At 37.0% G+C, this 23,691-nt stretch carries 19 protein-coding genes; all 19 read left to right on the forward strand.

Annotation, left to right across the window (positions count from 1 at the left end; all coding sequences use genetic code 11):
• The first annotated feature begins 13 nt into the window (after window positions 1–13).
• Window positions 14–841 carry a PHP domain-containing protein gene (locus VCHSUH03_RS05725; RefSeq protein ID WP_105094337.1) on the forward strand — a complete coding sequence of 276 codons (828 nt, stop codon included), beginning with the start codon at window positions 14–16 and terminating at the stop codon, window positions 839–841.
• 15 nt (window positions 842–856) lie between these two features.
• Entirely contained in the window at window positions 857–1,732 is an 876-nt protein-coding gene (locus tag VCHSUH03_RS05730; protein ID WP_105094338.1) for an Asp23/Gls24 family envelope stress response protein, read from the forward strand.
• 8 nt (window positions 1,733–1,740) lie between these two features.
• Complete coding sequence (gene miaB, locus VCHSUH03_RS05735; protein WP_060924636.1) at window positions 1,741–3,057, forward strand: tRNA (N6-isopentenyl adenosine(37)-C2)-methylthiotransferase MiaB; 1,317 nt, start codon at window positions 1,741–1,743, stop codon at window positions 3,055–3,057.
• A gap of 2 nt (window positions 3,058–3,059) precedes the next feature.
• Window positions 3,060–5,693, forward strand: a complete 2,634-nt coding sequence (mutS, locus tag VCHSUH03_RS05740) for a DNA mismatch repair protein MutS (RefSeq protein WP_105094339.1) — start codon at window positions 3,060–3,062, stop codon at window positions 5,691–5,693.
• Window positions 5,693–7,756 carry a DNA mismatch repair endonuclease MutL gene (gene mutL, locus VCHSUH03_RS05745; protein WP_105094340.1) on the forward strand — a complete coding sequence of 688 codons (2,064 nt, stop codon included), beginning with the start codon at window positions 5,693–5,695 and terminating at the stop codon, window positions 7,754–7,756. The genes mutS and mutL overlap by 1 nt, the downstream gene beginning before the upstream one ends.
• Window position 7,757: 1 nt before the next feature.
• Window positions 7,758–8,570: a class I SAM-dependent methyltransferase gene (locus tag VCHSUH03_RS05750; RefSeq protein WP_105094341.1), complete on the forward strand. Its 813-nt coding sequence runs from the start codon at window positions 7,758–7,760 to the stop codon at window positions 8,568–8,570.
• On the forward strand, window positions 8,567–9,496 hold the full coding sequence (gene miaA / locus VCHSUH03_RS05755; protein WP_105094342.1) for a tRNA (adenosine(37)-N6)-dimethylallyltransferase MiaA: 930 nt from the start codon (window positions 8,567–8,569) through the stop codon (window positions 9,494–9,496). The genes VCHSUH03_RS05750 and miaA overlap by 4 nt, the downstream gene beginning before the upstream one ends.
• On the forward strand, window positions 9,493–10,731 hold the full coding sequence (locus tag VCHSUH03_RS05760) for a methionine gamma-lyase family protein (protein ID WP_105094343.1): 1,239 nt from the start codon (window positions 9,493–9,495) through the stop codon (window positions 10,729–10,731). The genes miaA and VCHSUH03_RS05760 overlap by 4 nt, the downstream gene beginning before the upstream one ends.
• A gap of 199 nt (window positions 10,732–10,930) precedes the next feature.
• Entirely contained in the window at window positions 10,931–11,992 is a 1,062-nt protein-coding gene (gene mnmA / locus VCHSUH03_RS05765) for a tRNA 2-thiouridine(34) synthase MnmA (protein ID WP_105094344.1), read from the forward strand.
• Between the two features lie 38 nt (window positions 11,993–12,030).
• On the forward strand, window positions 12,031–13,830 hold the full coding sequence (lepA, locus tag VCHSUH03_RS05770) for a translation elongation factor 4 (protein WP_105094345.1): 1,800 nt from the start codon (window positions 12,031–12,033) through the stop codon (window positions 13,828–13,830).
• A 4-nt stretch (window positions 13,831–13,834) separates the two neighbouring features.
• The gene (gene hemW / locus VCHSUH03_RS05775) at window positions 13,835–15,019 is read left to right on the forward strand and encodes a radical SAM family heme chaperone HemW (RefSeq protein WP_105094346.1); all 1,185 of its coding nucleotides are present in this window, start codon (window positions 13,835–13,837) and stop codon (window positions 15,017–15,019) included.
• An 81-nt stretch (window positions 15,020–15,100) separates the two neighbouring features.
• On the forward strand, window positions 15,101–15,703 hold the full coding sequence (locus VCHSUH03_RS05780; RefSeq protein ID WP_105094347.1) for a nitrite/sulfite reductase domain-containing protein: 603 nt from the start codon (window positions 15,101–15,103) through the stop codon (window positions 15,701–15,703).
• Window positions 15,704–16,099: 396 nt separating this feature from the next.
• Window positions 16,100–17,116 (forward strand): heat-inducible transcriptional repressor HrcA, encoded by a 1,017-nt coding sequence (gene hrcA / locus VCHSUH03_RS05785; protein ID WP_105089163.1) that lies wholly within the window; start codon window positions 16,100–16,102, stop codon window positions 17,114–17,116.
• A 12-nt stretch (window positions 17,117–17,128) separates the two neighbouring features.
• Complete coding sequence (gene grpE, locus VCHSUH03_RS05790; RefSeq protein ID WP_105094348.1) at window positions 17,129–17,674, forward strand: nucleotide exchange factor GrpE; 546 nt, start codon at window positions 17,129–17,131, stop codon at window positions 17,672–17,674.
• 28 nt (window positions 17,675–17,702) lie between these two features.
• Window positions 17,703–19,544, forward strand: coding sequence for a molecular chaperone DnaK (gene dnaK / locus VCHSUH03_RS05795; protein ID WP_105094349.1), 1,842 nt, complete (start codon window positions 17,703–17,705; stop codon window positions 19,542–19,544).
• Between the two features lie 16 nt (window positions 19,545–19,560).
• The gene (gene dnaJ / locus VCHSUH03_RS05800) at window positions 19,561–20,718 is read left to right on the forward strand and encodes a molecular chaperone DnaJ (RefSeq protein WP_105094350.1); all 1,158 of its coding nucleotides are present in this window, start codon (window positions 19,561–19,563) and stop codon (window positions 20,716–20,718) included.
• 55 nt (window positions 20,719–20,773) lie between these two features.
• A complete protein-coding gene (locus VCHSUH03_RS05805; RefSeq protein WP_105094351.1) occupies window positions 20,774–21,637 on the forward strand; it encodes a 50S ribosomal protein L11 methyltransferase in 864 nt (287 codons plus the stop codon).
• The gene (locus VCHSUH03_RS05810) at window positions 21,634–22,365 is read left to right on the forward strand and encodes an RsmE family RNA methyltransferase (protein WP_105094352.1); all 732 of its coding nucleotides are present in this window, start codon (window positions 21,634–21,636) and stop codon (window positions 22,363–22,365) included. Before VCHSUH03_RS05805 ends, VCHSUH03_RS05810 begins: the two co-directional genes overlap by 4 nt.
• A gap of 24 nt (window positions 22,366–22,389) precedes the next feature.
• Window positions 22,390–23,685 (forward strand): tRNA (N(6)-L-threonylcarbamoyladenosine(37)-C(2))-methylthiotransferase MtaB, encoded by a 1,296-nt coding sequence (mtaB, locus tag VCHSUH03_RS05815; protein ID WP_105094353.1) that lies wholly within the window; start codon window positions 22,390–22,392, stop codon window positions 23,683–23,685.
• Window positions 23,686–23,691: the final 6 nt, after the last annotated feature.

Consider the following 23,691-nt stretch of genomic DNA (forward strand, 5'->3'; position numbering starts at 1 on the left):
TGGGAGGTGCTCTATGCTTGTAGATTTTCACATGCATTCCGTTTATTCCGATGGTATTAAAACTCCAAAGGAATTATTGCGTCATGCCTTAGATTGCAATGTATCTATGATGGCTTTAACTGATCATGATGAAATTGATGGAATTAAAGCATTGCGTACCGCACAACTAGAATTAGATCCTAATGAAACGATTAAAATTATAAACGGCTGTGAATTTAGTGCTGATTATAAAGATAAGTCTATCCACATTTTAGGATATTGTTTTGATGAAAATAATGAAGAGTTAAATGATTTTATTACGTTCTTCAAAAGAAAACGTGAAGAACGTATTGATGAAATTATAAGACGCTGTAATATCGAAGGTTATTATATTACAAAAGAAGATTTAATCAAACAATTTCCTGATACTAAAGCTTATGGACGTCCACATATAGGTACACTTTTAATCAATGGTGGATATGCTAAGGATGTTAATGAAGTCTTTAGAGGGATCCTTCGTAAGGATAGTCCTTGCTATGTGCCTAAGGTTAAGGTTGAGGTTCCATATATTATTGATATTATTCATAAAGCTGGAGGCCTTGCCGTTATGGCTCATCCTAAATTAGTATCTAGTGATGAGTATGTAGTAGAAATGTTAGCTTATGATTTTGATGGTATGGAGGTTTACCATACTAAACATAACGCGGATGATGTGAAACGATATAAAGCATTAGCTACAGAACATAACTTGTTTATTACAGGTGGTTCTGATTATCATGGTATTCCAGGAAAGGCACCAGATAAATTTGGAGACTACTTGGTATCATCTGAGAATGTATCAGAATTTATTAGTTTGTTATAAATAATGAGGTTGACTATGGAAGTCATTGCATTTGTAGGTAGTAGTGGCACTGGTAAAAGCCATCGTGCGCTCGTAGTTGCTCATGAAAACAATATTGAATGTATTATCGATGATGGCATTTTAATTCACGATAATAAGATTGTAGCTGGTTTTTCTGCTAAGAAGGAATCTAGCCGATTAAAAGCTGTTCGTCGTGCTATTTTCCAAGATGAAGTGCAAGTAAAATCAGTACGTGATCAATTAGATAAAATCAATCCTAATAAACTTATGATTATTGGTACATCCGATAATATGGTTAAGAAAATTACTAAAGCATTAGGCTTGCAAGATCCTGATCGGTATATTCGCATTGAGGACGTTGCTACACCTAAAGAAATTGAAAAGGCACAACATGCTCGTCTAAAAGAAGGTAAACATATTATTCCAGTTCCAACGATGGAATTGAAACCTCACTTTAGAGGGTACTTAATTGATCCAATCAAAACTATGTGGCGTCGACGTACATTAAAAAAACAAGACCAAGATACATTGGGGCAAATTGGGTCAGAAGGCTTTGAACGTTCTGTAGTACGCCCTGCTTTCAGCTATTATGGACGACTCACCTTTGATGATGATGTAATTATTAAATTGATTCGCAATGGCCTTAAAAAAGTAGCTGGTGTTGACGAGTCTAGTGTTATTTCTTTCAAAAAAGGTGATAAAGGCCAAAATGGTCTCGTTGTTGATATGGCTGTTGTTATTGAACATGGTTATCCTGTAAAAACATTGATGCAGCAAGTACAAAAATCTGTACGTAATGAGATTGAATACATTACAGGCATGTCTATAGAACGGATGTCCATAAAAGTTAAAAATATTATAGAAACAAAACGTAAGATTGTTAAAGTATAGGAGTTAGAATGAAGTCTTATTATATTTACACCTATGGTTGTCAAATGAATACTGCTGATTCTGAGCGCTTATCGCATCAGTTAGAATCTGTTGGCTATACACCTACAGAGGACGTAGAAACTGCAGATTTAATATTATTAAATACTTGTGCAGTACGTGAGAATGCAGAAACAAAAGTCTATGGCCGCATAGGTGAGCTAATGAGACTGAAGAGAAAAAATAAAAACTTAATTCTTGCTGTTACAGGATGCATGGCACAGAAGAATCAAGCAGAAATGTTTAAGCGCGCTCCCCATATTGATATTGTCTTAGGTACTCATAATATTCAACATATTAATGAAATGATTGAAGAGGTACAACGAGGTCATACACACCAAATCAATGTAGATATGGATAATTCCGTGTTACCTGAATTGGAAGCAAAACCTAATGGTACCTTTTATGCATGGGTACCTATTATGAATGGGTGCAATAAGTTCTGTACGTACTGCATCGTTCCTCACGTTCGTGGTAGAGAAATTAGTCGTCCTGTAGAGGCCATCGTAAAAGAGGTAACCGAACTAGGGGCAAAAGGGTTTAAAGAGATTACTTTGTTGGGGCAAAATGTAAACTCTTATGGCTTAGATTTTAAAGATGGTACTGATTTTGGTACATTAGTGGACGCTCTTGATGGTATTCCAGGTATTGAACGTATTCGTTATATGACAAGTCATCCTCAAGATATGACTAAATCTATGATAGATGCCCTTGGTCGATCTTCTAATATTGTTACTCATTTACATTTACCGATTCAATCTGGTTCAGACCGTATTTTGAAGAAGATGAACCGTCATTATACGGTGGAGCATTATAAAGAATTACTCTCTTACTGTCGTGAGAAAATTAAAGATGTAGTAGTTACTACAGATATTATCGTAGGTTTCCCGGGTGAAACAGAGGAAGATTTCCAAGCTACACTACAATTATTAAAAGATGTACGTTATGATATGGCGTATACCTTTATTTATTCCAAACGTTCTGGAACGCCAGCAGCGACTATGGATGATCAAGTACCAGAAGAGGTTAAACGCGTACGTTTACAAACATTGATGGATGTGCAAAATGAAATCTCTTATGAATTAAATAAACCTATGGAAGGGCAAGTGTTTGATATTATTGTAGAGGGGCCAAGTCCTCGTGATGAAGATATGTGGTTTGGTCGCACATCAGGAAATAAAATGGTATTATTCCCGAAAGACGATTCTTTATCAATTGGCGAAACTGTACCTGCATATATTGATAAAGCACAAACTTGGGTTTGCTACGGTACAATACAAAAGGGGTAAGTATGGCAAAAAAGCAAACACCTATGATGGAGCAGTATTTAGATATTAAATCTAGATATTCTGAAGAATTACTGTTCTTTCGGTTAGGTGACTTTTATGAATTATTTAATGATGATGCATTAATTGCATCTCGTGAACTTAATATAACCTTAACCGGTCGCCCAACAGGAGATGAGGAACGCACACCAATGTGTGGCGTTCCTTTTCATGCTGCTGAAAGTTATATAGAAACATTGGTAAAAAAAGGTTATAAAGTTGCTATTTGTGAACAATTAGAAGATCCTAAAGCAGTTAAGGGTATTGTTAAGCGTGACGTTATTAAGGTTATTACACCGGGAACTGTAATGACTGAAAATGGTAATGATGCACGGTCAAACAATTTTTTATCGTTATTTTATATGGTAAAAGATGCATGGATACTCGTATTTTCAGATGTATCTACTGGGGAAGTTATTTGGCATCGTATTACTGATTGTGAAAAACGAAGTGATATGTTTGATGCACTCAGTATGTATCGTCCAAGTGAAATTATATTGCCTGAAGGAACTGTATTACCGCAAGATATAAAAGACTTTATGGATAATCAATTCAGCAATATTGTATTATCTCCATTTAGTACATATCATACACAACGAGAGGTAGCGGAAAAAGCAGTTACTCACTTTGGTGATTTAGGCCTTATGGAAGAGGATGTATGGGAAGCATTAGGGTATATGCTTTTATATTTAGAGGATATTATTAAGACTGAAATTTCCCATATTAACTATGTACATCAATTGAGTGTAGGTAATCGTCTAATCTTAGATACATCTTCCTTACGTCATCTTGAAATTACCCATAATTTACGTGATGGCGGTCAAAAAGGTACATTACTCGATGTACTTGATCGAACATTGACACCAATGGGGGCGCGCCTATTAAAACAATGGCTTGAAAGTCCGTTGACTGATGTAAATCAAATTCAACGTAGACAAGCTGCCGTAGCAGAACTTATTACACGCGGTGCTGAACGGTCTCATATGCGTAGCTTATTAGATTGTATTTATGATTTTGAGCGCATCGTAGGTCGTGTAGAAACAGGTTCTGTGTCACCTAGAGATTTAACGGCTCTTCGTGAATCTCTAGCAGTATTGCCAGATATTAAAAATGTATTAGGTACATGCTCAAGTTTAGCATTAACATCTATTAATGACCGCATCCAAGATCATAAAGACATTTATGATTTATTATGTCTTGCTATTGCTGACCAACCAGCATTGACATTAAAAGAAGGCCGAGTTATTAAAGATGGTTTCAATCCAGATTTAGATGAACTACGTTCTTTAGCTACTAATAGTGAGCAATGGCTAGCTAAGATGGAAGCTGATATTAAAGAGGCTACTGGTTTATCTAAAATTAAAACTGGTTATAATAAGGTATTTGGATATTACTTTGAAGTATCCCATAGTAAATCTGAACAAGTACCTGATTACTTTATTCGAAAACAAACTTTAGCTAATGCAGAGCGTTATATTACGCCTGAGTTAAAGGAATTTGAAATCAAAATTCTTAGCGCTAAAGACAAGATAATCGCTTTAGAACATGAATTATATCAACAATTACGAAATGATATAAAACTTGTTATTAAAGAGGTACAAGAAACAGCTCGTGCTCTTGCTGAGCTTGATGTATTGTGTTCTTTGGCACTAGTAGGTTACGAAGAAAATTATATTTGCCCTACCATCGTAATGAATGGCCAAATCAATATTCGAGATGGTCGTCATCCTGTAATTGAAAAATTCTTGAAGCGTGAAGTTTTTGTACCAAATGATATCGTTTTAAATCATGATGATGAGGAATTCTTGCTCATTACAGGTCCTAATATGGCCGGTAAATCAACATATATGCGTCAAGCTGCTATTTTGATGATTATGGCTCAAATAGGCTCCTTTATTCCTGCCCGTGAAGCATCTATTTCTCCAGTGGATCGCATCTTTACCCGTGTAGGTGCTAGTGATGATATTTCTACTGGTCAAAGTACGTTCATGGTAGAAATGAAAGAGGTAGCCTATATTTTAGAGAATGCTACACATAACAGCTTAATCATCTTAGATGAAATTGGTCGTGGCACTAGTACATTTGATGGTTTAAGTATCGCTCAAGCTGTAGTTGAGCATATTTGTAAGCATATTCACGGCAAGACATTATTTGCTACCCATTACCATGAGCTAATTAGTTTAGAAGAAAGCTATAGTAAATTAAAGAATTACACTGTAGCTGTAAAAGAAAAAGGTAAGGATGTGGCATTCTTGCGCCGCATCATCAGAGGTGGCGCAGATCGAAGCTATGGTATTCATGTAGCGAGATTGGCAGGATTGCCAAATTCTGTGTTAAAACGTGCAGAGGTAATTTTGGAATCTTTGGAAGACCAAAGTCATGATGCTAGTGATTTAAATAATCGTGTTATGGGAGCTCAACTTAATAATGTCGTGAAGCCAGTTACTAAACAAGTGAGTGATTCTTCACTAGGTAACTTATTTACTCATTCTGTAGTCGATAGCTTACTCGAAGTGGATGTAATGAGTATGACACCGATTGAAGCATTAAATAAATTATATGAACTACAAGAGGAGGCTCGTAAAGGAGGCGGGAAATAATGGCAACCATTCATGTATTGGATGAAACCACAATCAATAAGATAGCTGCTGGTGAAGTTGTGGAACGTCCCGCATCAGTTATTAAAGAGCTCATTGAAAACTCCATTGATGCGTCCGCCACTAATATTGAGGTTGAAATCGGCGATGGCGGTGTAGCTTACATGAGGATTACCGATAATGGTATCGGTATGACAGAGGAAGATGCACGCCTGGCAATTTTGCGTCATGCTACCTCTAAAATACAACAGGTAGAGGATTTATTTGATATAGCATCCCTCGGCTTTCGTGGGGAGGCTTTGGCTAGTATTGCCTCGGTGTCTCATTTTTCTTTGACTACACGTAAAGCTGACTCTGATTTGGGCACTCGTATTACCGTAGATGGTGGTACTTTCACCGATTGTATTCCTTATGGTGCGGCACCTGGTACGACAATTGAAATTAAAGATTTGTTTTATAATACGCCAGCACGTCGCAAATTCTTGAAAACAGAGCGTACCGAATCTTCTAAAATTCAAGATATTGTAGGCAAACTGGCCCTTAGTAACCCACATATTTCTTTTAAACTCATCGTAGATGACCGTGTGGCTATTATTACGCCTGGAAACGGCAATATTGGTGATACGGTAGCCGCATTATATGGCTATAAAACGAAAGATGATATTTTCACTGTTGCTTATGAAAGTGACTCTATTTATATCGATGGTGTAGTGAGTAAACCAACACTTCTTAAAAGTACAAGAATTTGGCAAACTATTATCGTTAATAACCGTGTTATTTCCGATAAAACAATAATGAAGGCTATCGATAATGCTTACCATGCATTATTACCTAAAAACGGTCATCCTTTAGTGGTACTTAATATTACTGTACCTGCTGGTATGGTTGATATTAACGTTCATCCACGAAAGAGTGAAGTAAAATTCTCAGATGATAAGATAATATTTAAAGCTGTTTATCATGGTATTTTAAACGCCTTAAATAATCCTCTCCATGAGCGATACGAACGAGAATCATCTTCTTATATAAATGGCACAATTAATAATGGAGCTGATTTCCGCAATAACGAAACCAATAGTAATGACGTAAATACTAACAGGAATGCTACAGTTACTAATTCTAGTTCTTATGGTAGTTTATCTCATCATGGCAATAGTACATATGATTCGTATAGAATACCTTCTGTTGTACAAGATGAGATACAGTCTGCTGAGCATATAGCTACTGCGGTAGATTATGACAAAGTATTTGGTAGTCGCCGTACTAAAGGATACGAAGTCATGCGCGGTGAGACTACACAGTTTGTAGAGAGTCTTAAAACTAAGGGTTTTACACCACCTCCGCCAAAGGCTACTTATGAACAGTCGTCCTTTACAGACGAAAGCTTCGATGCTGTTCCTACTGAATATACTAGTTATACGAAGGAAGACGTTGATAAATTTAAGTCTTTAGCTCAAGATATTCGTAAAGAAAATACAGAGGAGCGTACTATTCAAAATTCTGGATTCTTACCTATGGGGCAAGTCGCTTCTTGTTATATTTTGGCTAAAAAGGGTGATGATCTCTACATAATAGACCAACACGCAGCTCATGAACGTGTACGTTATGATAAACTTTGTAAGTCTTCTGAATCCATTCCTATGCAATCTATTCTGGTGCCTCAATATAGTGAGGCTACAGATGATGAAATGAATTTGGTAGAGGAAGAGCGTGAAACCTTACTAGATCTTGGGTTTGATGTAGAGTTAGGTGGTCCTACGAAAATTAAATTGGTAGGGGCTCCTGTAGATTTAGTAGAGTCAAAGGCTTTTGAAATTCTCCAATATGTATTTTCTTACTTACACGAACACCAACAGCCTACCAAGGCTCAGTTACGTCATGAAATGCTAGCGTATGCATCTTGTAGAGGAGCCATTAAGGCAGGTCATAATTTAAATATGTATCAAATGACTACCTTAATTGAGGATCTCTTTAGTACAGAGAAACCGTACGTATGCCCTCATGGTCGTCCAACGATAATCAAGTTTACACCTGATGAATTAGGTAAATTATTCTTACGGTCTTAATATGAATATACTAACGACATCTCAAAAATCTAATGAGGCCATTCAGGAGGAAGCCAAAGCACTGGCTTCCTCTATGCATATGACATATATTAAACGAGGTAAAACATCGATACCAGCCTTATTCGGTAAGTATCAATGCGAATATATTGCGGTTCTTGCTGGTTCTGGATTAACGATTCATTTTCCAGAAAATCAACAACATACCTTTCATTTGTCTATGGCTCAATTACGTATATTGCGTTTACAACGCGGTGAAGGCGATCATCTAATTAATGCGGTACAAGTCATATTAGATAAAAAAGGATTATCTAATAGAGATAAATTTACATTTTTCGACTGTACAATTGGTCTTGGTAGTGACAGTATTGTAGTGAGTTATGGTTACCCACAGGCTCAAATAACTGGTCTAGAAGGGTCTTTACCTATATGGCTTGCCACTAGTCATGGTTTAGCTCATTATATTCATAGTGACGATAGTGTAACGAATGTATTGCGACGTATTAAAGTAAATCATGATACCTTTGAGCACTATTTACCAAACCTACCTGACAATAGTATTGATATTATTTATTTTGATCCTATGTTTGAAGTTCCTGTAGAGGAAAGTCCTCAATTCAAACCTCTTCGGGGACATACTGTGGAAAGTCATATAGAGGATAAAATCATGGCACAGGCTATGCGTGTTGCCACGTATGGTGTTATTATTAAAGAACGACCATTTAGTTCGGTCTTTCAAAACTATCCACCGCATCAATGGGTGGGCGGAAAATATAGTCGTATAGGCTATGGAATATATATGAAGGAGTTAATGTGAATCCCTTAATTACCATTGTTGGACCAACGGCGGTAGGAAAAACAGATCTTACCTTGGACTTAGCAGAACAGCTACATGCTGAGGTTATTTCTGGTGATGCTTACCAAGTATATAAACAACTCAATATTGGTACCGCCAAACCATCGGTGGATGAACTTAAGCGTGTGAAACATCATCTTATCGATATATTAGAACCAAATGATTCATATTCAGTATCTATTTTCCAAAATCAAGCAAAAGAGATAATTGGTAGATTAAATGATAGGAATATTCTACCTATTCTGTCTGGTGGTACAGGGTTATATGTTCAATCGTTATTAGAGAGCTATAACTTTAATGACGTTAAGCCTGATGAAAGTTTACGATTAGAGCTAGATGAGCTATTTAATGCCAAAGGTATTGATGGTTTACGAGAATATGCTTTCACATTAGGAAGAAAACATAATATAGAAATTCAATATAGTGATAAGCATCGTTTGTATCGAGCTATTGAAATATTGCATCATGGTGATATAGATTCGTTACGTAATCAGACTAAAGATGGCATATCTTATAAAGGGCCTGTTATCGGTCTTATGAGAGATCGTGATCAGTTATATGAACGCATTAATTTACGCGTTGATATGATGTTTGATGCAGGTTTGATTGAAGAAGTAGAACAACTCATTAAGTCTGGAGTAAATCCAGATTGCCAAGCGTTTAAGGGGATTGGTTATAAAGAGGTTGTAGAATATATGAATGGCAGTATTAGCCTCGATGAATGCCGCGATTTAATTAAGAAGAACACGCGTCATTTTGCAAAACGCCAAATCACTTGGTATAAACGAATGCCATATATTGAATGGATTCATATTGATAGCAATACATCTAAAGATTTTATATTTAATAAAGCTATGGATTTAATCCGTAGAGAAGGACTAGCATGACATTAGAAGAAATACGCAGTAAAGCCCTTGAGATGGCTGAACCAGAATTTAAAAAGTTTGAACCTATTGCATTGGCCAATACTAAAAAGGTGTTAGAAGCCTTTAAAGAATGCCAAGTATCTGATTATCATTTTACTGGTACAACTGGTTATGGTTATAACGATGTAGGGCGTGAAAAATTAGACGAAGTATTTGCCTATGTATTTAAAGGTGAAAAGGCTATCGTTCGACCTCACTTCGTATCTGGTACACATGCGTTAGCAACTACATTAATTTCTTTGATGGGAAATGGGTCTAAAGGTACGGAGTTTATCTATGCAGTAGGGGCTCCTTACGATACGATGCAATCCGTAATTGGTGCTGCTCGTGAAGTACGTGGTTCTTTAGTAGAAAAAGGCTTTACTTATACTGAGGTACCATTGAAAGATAATACCTATGATGTTGAAGCTATTGCTAACGCCGTTAATGATAATACGCGGGTAGTGGTCATTCAACGTTCTCGTGGTTATAGCACACGTGAACCATTATCCATTGCTGATATTAAGATCATTGTAGATGCTGTAAAAGCTAAAAATCCTAATACCATTTGTTTCGTAGATAATTGTTATGGTGAGTTCACAGAGCTTCAAGAACCTTTAGAAGCAGGCGCAGATATTATGGCTGGTTCTCTCATTAAGAATGCTGGGGGCGGTTTAGCACCAACAGGTGGCTATATCGTAGGTCGTGAAGACTTAGTTGAAGATGCAGCGTACCAACTCACTGCTCCTGGACTTGGTGATCATATGGGCTCTTATGCGCCTGGTTACCGTTTATTCTTCCAAGGGTTGTTTATGGCTCCTCATGTAGTATTACAAGCTCTTAAAGGGGCTGTATATACAGCTGCAGTAGGTGAATTATTAGGATATGATGTCTTCCCTAAGGTAAATGCTGATCGCTATGATTTAATCCAAGCTATCAATTTAAAAAATGGAGAAGAAATGGAGCACTTCTGTGTAGGTATGCAAGCATATTCCCCTGTAGATGCTCACGTACATCCAATTCCTGGTGATATGCCTGGGTACGAAGATAAAATCATCATGGCCGGTGGAACCTTTGTACAAGGATCTTCTATTGAATTGAGTGCAGATGGTCCTGTTCGTCCTCCGTATACGATTTTCATGCAAGGTGGACTTGTATTTGAACATTCTATGCTAGGTATTTTAGGTGCTGCAGAAGAATTACTAAAACATAGATAATAATTAGAATCTCTTTCTTTTGATGAAAGGGATTCTTTTTATTTCAAATCTTTTCAATGTACCTAATTCTAGGCTATAATATAAGTTGCTATAATTTCATAGCAATACTACTCGGACTTTTACACCGAACTAGTGTTTTACACGTCAGGCTTTCACCCTGATTAGTTTTATGATCAAGAGATCATTAAAAGGAGAAAGTATGGAAAAAGTTATCGCTGTAGCTATGAGTGGCGGCGTAGATAGTTCTTTAACTGCTGCAATGTTACTAAAACAAGGCTATAAAGTATTTGGTATTACCCTATGGCTGTGGGTGAGTGGTACACCTTATGATTCGGTTCCCCTCGCTGTAACGGATGCTAAGAAGATGTGTGATTTTCTTGGTATCGAGCATCACGTTATCGATGCTCGCGATGTATTCTACGATAATGTAGTAGATTACTTCGTAAAAGAATATGCCTATGGTCGTACACCAAATCCTTGTGTATTCTGTAATAAAAATATCAAATTTGATTTGATGCTCAATCGAGCCCTTGAACTTGGTGCCACACATATGGTTACTGGTCATTATGCACAGGTTAATTATAATGAACAAACAGGTTTATATGAGTTACATAAAGGTGTTGATCCTACAAAAGACCAAAGTTATGTTATGTACAATATGAACCAACGCATTTTGAGTCACCTCATGTTCCCACTAGGTGGACAATGTAAGACTGAAACACGTAAATTAGCTGCTGAATACGATTTACCAGTAGCTAAAAAACCAGATAGTGTAGATATTTGTTTCTTGCCTCACGGTAACTACCAAAAACTCGTAGTAGAAGAAATGAAGGATAAACCAAAGTCTGGTAATATCGTTACTGAAGATGGTGAGGTATTAGGTAAACATAATGGTTTATTTAACTACACTATAGGCCAACGTAAGGGTCTAGGGATTGCATATAAGCATCCATTATATGTAATTGGCTTTAATGGTGAACGCAATGAAGTCATTGTAGGTCCTAATGATCGACTTTTTACGAATCGTATGATTTGTAAGTTCTATAATTTCCTGGATGATACGATTCATAAAGAATTAAAAGCAGAAGGTAAAATTCGCTATGCAGCAAATCCTTCACCTTGTACTGCACGTATCTTAGATGATGATACGATGGAAGTTATCTTCGAAGAACCACAACGGGCTATTACACCAGGTCAGTCCGTAGCCTTTTATAATGGCACTCAATTATTAGGAGGTGCTGTTATCGATCGCGTATGTTAGAAAGGAGAATACAAGTTCCTTGAACTTGTTTACATAGTATGTCAACGAAAAAGATTAGAAACTTCTGTATTATAGCTCATATTGACCATGGTAAATCTACCATTGCCGACAGATTAATTGAATATACTGGCACATTACAAAAGCGTGAAATGGAGGCTCAAGTTTTGGACTCCATGGATTTAGAACGAGAACGCGGTATTACTATTAAGGCGCAATCTGTTCGAATTTTGTATAAAGCACAAGATGGAGAAGAGTATACTTTGAACCTTATCGATACTCCTGGCCATGTGGATTTCAGCTATGAAGTATCTCGTTCTCTTGCAGCTTGTGAAGGTGCATTACTGGTAGTAGATGCTGCACAAGGTGTAGAGGCTCAAACGTTGGCGAATGTGTATCTCGCTTTAGAACATGATCTTGAAATTATTCCTGTTATTAACAAAATAGATTTGCCTTCTGCCGATCCTGATCGAGTTAAACATGAAATTGAAGATATCATTGGTTTAGACGCATCAGAAGCAGTATTATGTTCTGCTAAATCTGGCATTGGCATTCCAGATATTTTAGAAGCCATTGTAAATAAGGTCCCTGCACCACCAGATAAATCCGATCAACCTACGAGAGCATTGATTTTTGATAGCCGCTTTGATGCTTATAAAGGTGCTATTGCTTATGTGCGCGTAAAAGAAGGTACTATTAAAACAAAAGATACCATTCGCATGATGCATGATAATAAGGATTTTGATGTAACAGAGCTCGGTATCTTTACACCAAATCTTGTGCCTGTTCAGGAATTACCATGTGGTTCTGTAGGTTGTATTGCGGCAAGTATTAAGAATGTAGCGGACTGTCACGTAGGTGATACGGTAACATTAGCTGATAATCCTGCACCAGAACCATTACCAGGCTATCGCAAAGCCGTATCCATGGTATATTGTGGCTTGTATCCAACAGATTCTAAGGACTATGAAAATCTTCGTGATGCATTAGAAAAGTTACAGCTTAATGATGCTGCTTTAGAATATGAAGCTGAAACATCTTTAGCATTGGGTTTTGGTTTCCGTTGTGGCTTCCTTGGTCTGCTACATATGGATGTAATTCAAGAACGGTTAGAGCGTGAATATAACTTATCCCTTATTACAACAGCTCCATCTGTAAACTACAAGGTTTATAAGACGAATGGAGAAATGCTTGAAGTGGATAACCCTGCTAAATTACCACCTCCTACAGAAATCGACTACATTGAAGAACCATATGTAAAAGCTACTACAATTGTGCCTAAAGACTTTGTTGGTACTATTATGGAGTTATCTCAAGATAAACGTGGTGAATATCAATCCATGGAATATTTGGATGAAACACGTGTATCTGTTGTGTATCACTTGCCTTTGAGTGAAATTATTTACGACTACTTTGATAAATTGAAATCTGCTACCAAGGGTTATGCATCTCTTGACTATGAGTTGATTGGGTATAAACAATCTCCAATGGTTAAGATGGATATTCTGTTAAATGGTGATCCAGTAGATGCATTGTCCATTATCGTACATAAGGATCGTGCTGCTACACGTGGTCGTGCGTTAGCTGAAAAATTAAAAGAATTGATTCCTCGTCAAATGTTTGAAATTCCAATTCAAGCAGCGGTAGGCACGAAAATTGTGGCTCGTGAAACCGTAAAGGCTTGGCGTAAAGACGTTTTAGCAAAATGTTATGGTGGCGATATTTCTCGTAAACGTAAACTCTTAGAAAAACAAAAAGCCGGTAAGAAACGTATGAAGTCAGTGGGCTCTGTAGAGATTCCACAAGAAGCATTCATGGCTATTCTCAAGGTTGAGGACTAATATAATGAAAACAGATTCTAATACCCTGAATCTGTCTACACTTGGGGATATGGGCTTGTATGTCCATATCCCTTTTTGTAAACAGAAATGTATGTATTGTGATTTTCCAGCCTATCAAAATTTACAAGATTATTATGAAACCTATGTCTATGCATTAGTACAAGAAATGGATTTGTGGGTTTCGGAACACCCCGAGTCTAAATCTAAACCTATTGATACTATTTATTTTGGTGGTGGAACACCTACTGAATTATCAATTCAACAGTTACAGATGATTGTAGATAAAATCAAAAGTACTTTTACTATTACTGACGATTGTCATATGACTATAGAGTCTAATCCTGGTGAAGTAGATCTACAGTATCTAACTAAGTTAGTTAAACTAGGTTTTAATCGCATTAGTTTCGGCGTTCAAACCTTTGATGATAAGGCGCTTACCATGTTGCATCGTAGTCATGATGGAGAAAAGGCCATACAAGCCGTATATGATGCTAAAGAGGCTGGCTTTACAGATATTAATATTGATTTAATCTATGGCTTGCCACGACAAACCTTAGAGGATATTCAGCATAATTTAAATATTGTAAAAGATTTGCCAATTAATCATATTTCTACGTATGGTTTACAAGTTGAGGTAGGCACTTATTTATATCATTTAGTACAAAAGAACTTGATCTCTATTCCTAGTGAAAGTATTGATGAATCCATGTATGATACGATGATGTCTGGTTTAAAAGCACTAGGGTTTGAGCGATACGAGATTTCAAATTTCGCGAAGGGTAATTCCTACAGTCGTCATAATTTAAAATATTGGCATTATATAGACTATTTAGGCTTTGGTGCAGGTGCGCATTCCTTCTATGATGGAGTCCGCCGTAGTAACAATCGTAATGTAATGCCTTATATACAGTCCGTTGATCGATACACTATGCCTACTATCGATACGGAGACGATTACTGTAGAGCGGGCCCAAGAAGATTTTTGTTTCTTAGCACTTCGCACTAAATGGGGTCTTGATGATCAAAAATTTGAGGATAGATTTGGCGTATCTGTTCATAATTTATTTGGTAATATATTAGAAGAATTAGTTACTAAAGGCTTATTAGAGTATCAAAATGGTAGTTATCATTTAAGTTCTGAAGGGGCTAAGCATGGTAACTATGTATTTAGTCAATTTATTCGAGAGTAATTTCTCACAGTTTCTCAAAATCTAATATGTTAGTATAAATAGGATGATGATGAATAAGCATGCTAGATTTGAGGAGGAACGATGAAGACATCTGTTATTTTACATGGTTTACATAACGAATTTACTTTAGATCAAATGAAGGCATGCATAGAATTAGCTGAAAAATATGGTGGATCTTTCCGCCATGTTGTAACAGGTATACAAATTACAGGTATTGAAAAAGACGATAAGGAACAACTTATCTCTGAATTACCAGAAGGTGTAACCACTGTTATTCATAGAGGTGTTAATTCCTTAATTGCTTGCGTAGGTAAAGGCTATTGTAAAAATGGCCAAATGGAAACTAAAGAATTGGCTGATTATGTAGAGAGAAAACATTACGGCCGAAAAACATCTCACAAGTGCAAAATTGGAATTAGTGGCTGTGGTCGTAACTGCCCGGATGCAATGGTAAAAGATATTGCTTTTATTGGTACATCCCAAGGTTTTATGCTGGCTGTTGGTGGCAATACAGGAATGCGACCAGAGGCTGGTAAAATATTGGCTAGAAAGCTTACTGTTGAGCAATCCAAAAAAGCTGTAGATATCTTAGTAGATTGGTATGCAGAACATGGCGAGCCCCGTGAGCGTATGGGAAAATTATTAGAACGCCTAGGTAATCCCTTAGAAGGTGTAGAACTATAAGTTGCTATATTTTTAGGGCTAATGGTTTTATAGTTCTTGATCTGTACGTTTATCTAGAGAGTGATTAGTTTTTCTCCAAATTTTAGTAACAATAAAATTATTACATATAAACACTTATACTATTTTATGGTTTTAATAATAAAAATTTTATTAGACCATCATATTCTACTTTTTAGATTTTAGAATATGACATAAATGTAGATAGTATAAGTGTTTTCTTATTATTACACTTTGATTTTTTGACTAATTAATTTAAAATGTTCAATTGTCTTTTTGACTAAATAGATATTATTTGACTTTTTAAGGATTTTTTTGCTTGACAATTTTTTCCTATGTGATAATATTATACATGCGATTAGCACTCAAAGTTTATGAGTGCTAACAAGAGGTGTCATTATGGATGAAAGAAAACAGCGCATCTTGCGAGCCATAATTGAAGACTACGTTAAATCTGCTGAACCTGTAGGTTCCAGGACGATTGCAAAGAATTATAATCTTGGTATTAGTCCTGCAACAGTAAGAAATGAAATGTCCGATTTAGAGGAGTTAGGCTATTTGGAGCAACCTCATACATCGGCGGGACGTATTCCTTCAGCTAAAGGCTATCGCTTATATGTTGATTCTATGTTGAGTCAACAACCTGTTCCATTACAGGATGCTGAGAAAATTGAAATGTTATGGAAACATTCTAATGGATCTACCAGTGAGCTCTTCTTAAATATGGCTAAATTATTATCACAAGTGAGCCATAGTATGAGTCTGTTCTTAGCTCCAGCCCATGATAGAGCATTAATTAAATACATTCATGTATTACCGCTAGATTCACATCAAGCTGTCATGGTTGTTATTACTGAGACTGGTGCTCTTGATAATGAATTAATGTACTTTACTGAAGGGGTTTCGCCTGATGTATTACAAAGTTTAGCTATGCAATTTAGCAATGCTTTACAGAATATAGGTATTGGTCATGTAACGGCTGAAGCGTTAGGAACACTATTGATTCATATGGAAGGTCCACAAGGGATTTTGATGATCCTTTCAGAAACATTATTACGAGCAATTAATAAACGTAAGTTGTTCTATTCTGTAGGTACCACAGAGTTGTTAAATCAACCAGAGTTTAAGTCTGTTGAAAAGGTACAACCCTTACTTTCATTAGTGGAAGAACAAAATCAATTGGGGCAACTATTAAAAGATGATTCACCTACACCTGTAAAGGTAAAGATTGGCAATGAAAATGATACCGAAGCACTTCAATCGATGAGTGTAGTACAAGCTGATTTTACAAATCAAGATCAACCTATCGGTACTCTTGCTATTCTAGGACCGACACGAATGGAATATGGTCGTATCATTGGCATGTTGTCTCATATGAAACATATAATGGAATCTATGGTAAAAGAACAAAAATAGAAAGGGCATATAATGGCTGAAGAACAAGACATTAAACAAGAAACAGTTGACGAAACAGTGGAAACTACAAATGTAGAGACGCCAGCTGTTGAGGAAGCCGAAGAAGTTGTGGCGGACGCAGCTCAAGTATTAGAGGAGCTCAAAGCAGACTTTGATAATCGCTATAAGCGTTTACAAGCGGACTTCGACAACTTCAAACGTCGTACTAATCAAGAAAAAGAGAAACTTGCAGGATATGTTAAAGGGGATGTACTTACAGATCTACTTCCTGTATTAGATAACTTTGAACGAGCTGTTCAAAGCCCAGTGGAAGGTGATGCAAAGGTATTCCTTGATGGATTTATCATGATCCATCAAAACTTGATGGCTATGTTATCTAAACATGGTTTAGCCGTTATCGATGCGGTAGGTAAACCATTTGATCCAAATTTCCATCAAGCGATTATGCGAGTGCCGTCAGATGAATATGAATCTGATACGGTATGTGAAGTATTGCAAACTGGTTATACTGTTGATGGTCGTTGTATTCGTCCAGCAATGGTAAAAGTTGTTGAATAGATTATAAAGGTTTTAGGAGGCATATATTATGGCAAAGGTAATTGGTATTGATTTAGGTACTACAAACTCTTGTGTTGCGGTTATGGAAGGCGGCGAACCTACGGTTATTACTAACCAAGAAGGCGCTCGTACTACTCCTTCCGTTGTTGGTTTTGCAAAAAATGGCGAACGTTTAGTAGGTCAATTGGCTAAACGTCAAGCTGTATCTAACCCAGAAAACACAATCATTTCTATTAAACGTCACATGGGTACAGACTACAAAGTAACTGTAGAAGGTAAATCTTATACTCCTCAAGAAATTTCTGCAATGATTCTTCAAAAAATCAAAGCTGATGCAGAAGCATATTTGGGCGAACCTGTTAAACAAGCAGTTATCACAGTTCCTGCTTACTTTACAGATGCTCAACGTCAAGCTACTAAAGACGCTGGTGCTATTGCAGGCCTTGAAGTACTTCGTATCATCAACGAACCTACAGCAGCAGCTCTTGCATATGGCGTAGATAAAGATGAAGATGGTAAAGTTCTTGTATTTGACCTTGGTGGTGGTACATTCGACGTATCCATTCTTGAACTTGGCGATGGCGTTTTTGAAGTATTAGCAACATCTGGTAACAACCATCTTGGTGGTGATGACTTCGACCAACGCATTATGAACTACCTTATTGAAGAGTTCAAAAAAGAAACAGGCATCGATTTATCCAATGATAAATTAGCTGATCAACGTTTAAAAGAAGCTGCTGAAAAAGCTAAAATTGAATTGTCTGGCGTAGCTAGCACAAATATCAATTTGCCATTCATCACAGCTGATGCTACTGGTCCTAAACACTTAGATGTAACATTGACTCGCGCTAAATTCGAAGAATTAACTGCTGATTTGGTACAAGCTACTATCGAACCTACTCGTAAAGCTATGAACGATGCTGGTTTATCTGCATCCGATATCGATAAAGTATTGTTAGTTGGTGGTTCTAGCCGTATTCCAGCTGTACAAGAAGCTATTAAAAAAGTATTGGGTAAAGAACCAACTAAAAACGTTAACCCAGATGAATGTGTAGCTATTGGTGCTGCTATTCAAGGTGGTGTATTAGTAGGTGAAGTTAAAGACGTATTGTTACTTGACGTAACTCCATTGTCTCTTGGTATCGAAACAATGGGTGGTGTATTCACACGTATTATCGATCGTAACACTACAATTCCTACATCTAAATCTCAAGTATTCTCCACTGCAGCAGATAATCAACCAGCTGTAGATATCCATGTATTACAAGGTGAACGTGAGTTCGCAGCAGATAATAAAACATTGGGTCGCTTTAACTTGGATGGTATTCCAGCAGCTCCTCGTGGGGTTCCTCAAATCGAAGTAACATTCGACATCGATGCTAATGGTATCGTACATGTAAAAGCAAAAGACTTGGGTACTCAAAAAGAACAAAAAATTACAATCACTTCTTCTAGCGGTTTAAAAGAAGACGAAATCGATCGCATGGTTAAAGAAGCTGAAGCACATGCAGCAGAAGATAAAGCTAGAAAAGAAGAATTAGATGTTAAAAACAATGCAGATTCCTTGGTATACCAAGCTGAAAAAGCATTGAAAGAACTTGATGGTAAAGGCGACACAGCTTTGTTGAAAGAAGTTGAAGAAGCAAAAGATAAATTGAAAAAATCTATCGAAGCAGGCAACATCGAAGATATCAAAAAAGACAGTGAAGCTTTGGAACAACCATTACATAAATTAGCAGAACAAATGTATGCAGCAGCACAACAAGCTCAACAAGCAGCTGGTGGTGCAGAGCAAGGTCAACAACAAACAAAATCTGATGACAATGTAGTTGATGCTGATTACACAGTAGTGGATGACGATAAGAAATAAGAAGGGTTGGTAACTAATGGCACGTGATTATTATGACATCTTAGGGGTCAGTAAAAATGCCTCTCAAGATGAAATCAAAAAGGCCTTCCGTAAAAAGGCACGCCAATACCATCCAGATGTAAATAAAGATAATCCTAAGGAAGCGGAAGCAAAGTTTAAAGAAGCGAACGAAGCTTACGAAGTATTGTCTGACGAAACTAAAAAAGCTCAATATGACCAATTCGGCCACGACGCCTTCAAACAAGGAGGCGGCGCTGGCGCCGGTGGTTTCCAAGGAGGCTTTGGCGGTTTCGGTGGTCAAGCTGGCGGCTTTGGTGATATCTTTGGCGACATTTTTGGTGGCATGTTTGGCGGTGGTCGCCAACAACAAGGCCCTCAAAAAGGCAATGACTTGCGCGAAGATATTGATATTTCCTTTGAAGATGCAGCCTTTGGTAAATCTATGGAAATAGAAGTGCATCGTCATGAAGAATGTGATCACTGTCATGGTACTGGTGGTGAACCAGGATCTCGTGTCGATACTTGTCCAAACTGTCATGGTTCTGGTCAAGAAGCGGTTATTCAAAATACTCCATTTGGACGTATGCAATCCGTTCGCACTTGTTCTCGTTGTCATGGTACTGGTAAAAGCATTGAAAAACCTTGTTCTAAATGCCGTGGTACAGGTGAAATGCTTGCTAAGCGCAAGATTTCTATCAAGATTCCAGCTGGCGTAGACAGCGGTTCTCGCTTACGTGTAGCTAATGAAGGGGAACCAGGTATTTTGGGCGGTCCTAAGGGTGACCTTTACGTATATATCTTTGTTCGTCCTCATAAGGAATTTGAACGAAATGGTAATGACGTTATTAGCCGTGTAAATATTAGTTTTGCTCAAGCTGCATTAGGTGCTACTATACAAGTTAACACCTTAGATGGTAAAGTAGAGTTAAAGATCCCAGAAGGTACTCAAACGGGAACGGCATTCCGCGTAAAGGGCAAAGGTATTCCATATTTGCGTAACCCTAAGCAACGAGGGGCCCAACATATTGTGGTAACTGTTCAAACGCCTAAGAAGTTGACAGATACTCAACGTGAGTTGTTATTACGCTTTGCAAACGAAAGTAACGAAGATGTAAATAACTTACAAGTGAGCAAAAGTCTTTTTGAAAAAATTAAGGACGTTTTGACTAAATGAACAGCTCATGTGAAGGAATGGTTTGTTCCGTCACATTCCCTATAAAGGAGCATATATGCAGTGGATAGAAGTATCCATTGTCTGTGAAAGAGTAGCCACCGATGAGGTGACTACTCTTTTTGACGATTATGCAGACAATGGAATTATAGAAGAAGATGTAGAAAATCAACCAAATTTAATTAAATTAACTATGTATGCAGATCCATCATTGGACTCTAATACAATTAAGTCAGACTTAGAAAATCGTCTTACAGAAGCAAATATTAGTGTCACATCCGTTGACACAAATATATTGGATGAATCTACATGGCTTAACTCTTGGCAGCAATATATTGAACCCACAGAAATTCTACCTAATTTGATTATTAAACCTGCTTGGCAAGAATATGATAATGTGGACAATAAAACAATTATAGAAATCGATTCCGATATTTCCTTTGGTACTGGCTCTCATGAGACAACACGTACATGTGCTGAACTATTGAAATCTTATAGTGAATCCATGGATCTTAATCAAGTTACTTGTTTAGATATTGGTACAGGAACGGGTATTCTCTTATTGGTAGCAGCACATTTAGGGATCAAGCATTTGGTTGGGATTGATATTGAGGAATATGCTGCAAATCAAGCTCGTATTAACTGTGAGAATAATCATGTATCTGCAGAGATTATTTGTGGTAATTTGGATAGTGATTTCAATGGTACTGCCCAATTAATTTTAGCTAACTTAACAGTGGATCCACTTAAAATACTACTACCTCAAATTGGTAAAAAACTAGAGGATAAGGGGATTTTAATTATAAGTGGCATTATAGATGATCGGCATGATGAGATTATGCCATATATTGAGGCTAATTGGCATATTATTGAGGAGCGCATTGCAGGGCCTTGGCATACATTTGCGCTAGAAAAGCGATGAAAAAGATTTTTATTCCTACACCATTAGATGAAATAATAGAATTACCGAAAGATGTGACGCATCATGTGTTACATGTATTTCGTCATAATATGGAAAAACCTATTACTGTAACGGGTAGTGATAATCGTTGTGGTATCTATCAGATTACCGATGAAGTTGATGGTATAGCACAAGCTAAACTTATTGAATATGTAGCGACTGATGTATCATCGTATCGAACTATTCTAGTTCAATCCTTATTAAAAGGTGAAAAGTTAGAATGGGTATTACAAAAGGCGATGGAGTTAAATGTAGATACCATTTATCTTGTATCTACTGCAAACTGTGTAGCTAAATATGATGATAAAAAACTACAATCAAAAGTCAGTCGTTGGGAAAAAATTATGCTAGAAGCAGCCCAACAGTGTGGACGCAATCAACTGCCCACACTTGTAGTAGGTGAAACGCTTTCACAAGTATTAGCAATCGAAGCTGACGCATTAAAACTAGTAGCCTATGAAAATGAAGATGGTCACACTATTAAGTCTGCACTACAATCAGTACACACTAATCAAACTATAACTGATATTCTAATCTGTGTTGGTCCAGAGGGGGGCTATCAAGAGAAGGAAATCAATGCTATTATAGAGAGTGGTGGCAAATCAGTATCGCTGGGCAATACTATTTTACGAGCTGAAACAGCTGCCATTGGATCATTAGCAATGATTCAATATGAATTAGAACTATAAATTAAATAAGAATAGAGAGGTGCAATGAAAACCGTTGCTTTTACAACCTTGGGCTGTCGCGTCAATCAGTATGACACAGATGCTATGAAAGGTTTATTTTTACAAAATAATTACGAAGCAGTAGACTTCGATGAAAAAGCTGATATATATGTAATTAATACATGTTCTGTAACGAATATGGGGGAAAAGAAATCCCGTCAATTAATTCGGAAAGCTAAGCGTCAAAATGAGGATGCCCATGTTATTGTAACTGGTTGTTATGCTCAACTTGATCCAGATGCTATTGCAGCTATCGATGGTGTTAACCTCGTTATTGGTACCAATAATCGATCTAAAATCGTTGAGCTAGTAGAGCAATTAGAATCTACAGAACGTCAAATCAATGCTGTTAGAGATATTATGAACGAGTCTAACTTTGAAGAAATGCCATTATATGGTAATGAATCTGATAAAGCTCGTGCTTTCATGAAAATTCAAGAAGGTTGTAATAACTACTGTGCCTTTTGTATCATTCCGTATACTCGAGGAAAATTAAAATCTCGTAAAGTAGATGATATTGTACAAGAAGCAAAACGTTTAGTAGACCATGGATTCCATGAAATTGTATTAACAGGTATACATTTGGGGAATTATGGTGTAGAATTGCCAGGTCGCCCTACATTAGCCGATGTAGTAAAAGCTTTATTAGAGATTCCTAATTTATATCGTATTCGTTTCGGGTCTATTGAGTCTGTAGAGGTTTCTGATGAATTAGTAGAATTAATGGCTACTAATAAACGTGTTTGTCCACATTTACATTTACCACTACAAGCTGGTTCTGATCATGTATTAAAGTTGATGAAACGCCATTATACATTGCAAGAATATAAAGACTTGATTGCAAGTTTGCGTTCTCGTATTAAAGATTTATCTATTACGACTGATATTATTGCAGGTTTCCCGCAAGAAACAGATGAAGACTTTGAAGAAACATTAAATACAGTACGGGAAATTGGGTTTACCCATATTCATGCATTCCCATACTCTATTCGTGAGGGCACACCTGCAGCTACTATGCCGGATCAAGTACCTGAAGCTGTAAAGAAAACTCGTGTAGCGCTTTTAAATGGTCTTAGCCAATCTGGTTATGATGCATACGCAAAATCTCGCATTGGTAAACCTGGTGAGATTCTCATTGAAAAGGAAGAGAATGGATACTACATGGGCTTAACAAATGAGTATGTAAATGGTAAAGTAAAGTCTGATGGATTACATAAGATAGGTGATCTCATCGGTGGTACTGTTGTAGGTTTAGAAGATAATTATTTGATTATTGAATAAGGAGCT

Origin of the sequence: Veillonella infantium, assembly GCF_002959895.1 — a bacterium.
GTDB classification, from domain to species: domain Bacteria; phylum Bacillota; class Negativicutes; order Veillonellales; family Veillonellaceae; genus Veillonella; species Veillonella infantium.

Excerpts from the sequence above, each read along its gene's own strand:
- VCHSUH03_RS05725 (WP_105094337.1), top strand. The coding sequence starts at position 14 with ATGCTTGTAGATTTTCACATGCATTCCGTTTATTCCGATGGTATTAAA.
- VCHSUH03_RS05730 (WP_105094338.1), top strand. The coding sequence starts at position 857 with ATGGAAGTCATTGCATTTGTAGGTAGTAGTGGCACTGGTAAAAGCCAT.
- miaB (WP_060924636.1), top strand. The coding sequence starts at position 1,741 with ATGAAGTCTTATTATATTTACACCTATGGTTGTCAAATGAATACTGCT.
- mutS (WP_105094339.1), top strand. The coding sequence starts at position 3,060 with ATGGCAAAAAAGCAAACACCTATGATGGAGCAGTATTTAGATATTAAA.
- mutL (WP_105094340.1), top strand. The coding sequence starts at position 5,693 with ATGGCAACCATTCATGTATTGGATGAAACCACAATCAATAAGATAGCT.
- VCHSUH03_RS05750 (WP_105094341.1), top strand. The coding sequence starts at position 7,758 with ATGAATATACTAACGACATCTCAAAAATCTAATGAGGCCATTCAGGAG.
- VCHSUH03_RS05760 (WP_105094343.1), top strand. The coding sequence starts at position 9,493 with ATGACATTAGAAGAAATACGCAGTAAAGCCCTTGAGATGGCTGAACCA.
- mnmA (WP_105094344.1), top strand. The coding sequence starts at position 10,931 with ATGGAAAAAGTTATCGCTGTAGCTATGAGTGGCGGCGTAGATAGTTCT.
- lepA (WP_105094345.1), top strand. The coding sequence starts at position 12,031 with ATGTCAACGAAAAAGATTAGAAACTTCTGTATTATAGCTCATATTGAC.
- hemW (WP_105094346.1), top strand. The coding sequence starts at position 13,835 with ATGAAAACAGATTCTAATACCCTGAATCTGTCTACACTTGGGGATATG.
- VCHSUH03_RS05780 (WP_105094347.1), top strand. The coding sequence starts at position 15,101 with ATGAAGACATCTGTTATTTTACATGGTTTACATAACGAATTTACTTTA.
- hrcA (WP_105089163.1), top strand. The coding sequence starts at position 16,100 with ATGGATGAAAGAAAACAGCGCATCTTGCGAGCCATAATTGAAGACTAC.
- grpE (WP_105094348.1), top strand. The coding sequence starts at position 17,129 with ATGGCTGAAGAACAAGACATTAAACAAGAAACAGTTGACGAAACAGTG.
- dnaK (WP_105094349.1), top strand. The coding sequence starts at position 17,703 with ATGGCAAAGGTAATTGGTATTGATTTAGGTACTACAAACTCTTGTGTT.
- dnaJ (WP_105094350.1), top strand. The coding sequence starts at position 19,561 with ATGGCACGTGATTATTATGACATCTTAGGGGTCAGTAAAAATGCCTCT.
- VCHSUH03_RS05805 (WP_105094351.1), top strand. The coding sequence starts at position 20,774 with ATGCAGTGGATAGAAGTATCCATTGTCTGTGAAAGAGTAGCCACCGAT.
- VCHSUH03_RS05810 (WP_105094352.1), top strand. The coding sequence starts at position 21,634 with ATGAAAAAGATTTTTATTCCTACACCATTAGATGAAATAATAGAATTA.
- mtaB (WP_105094353.1), top strand. The coding sequence starts at position 22,390 with ATGAAAACCGTTGCTTTTACAACCTTGGGCTGTCGCGTCAATCAGTAT.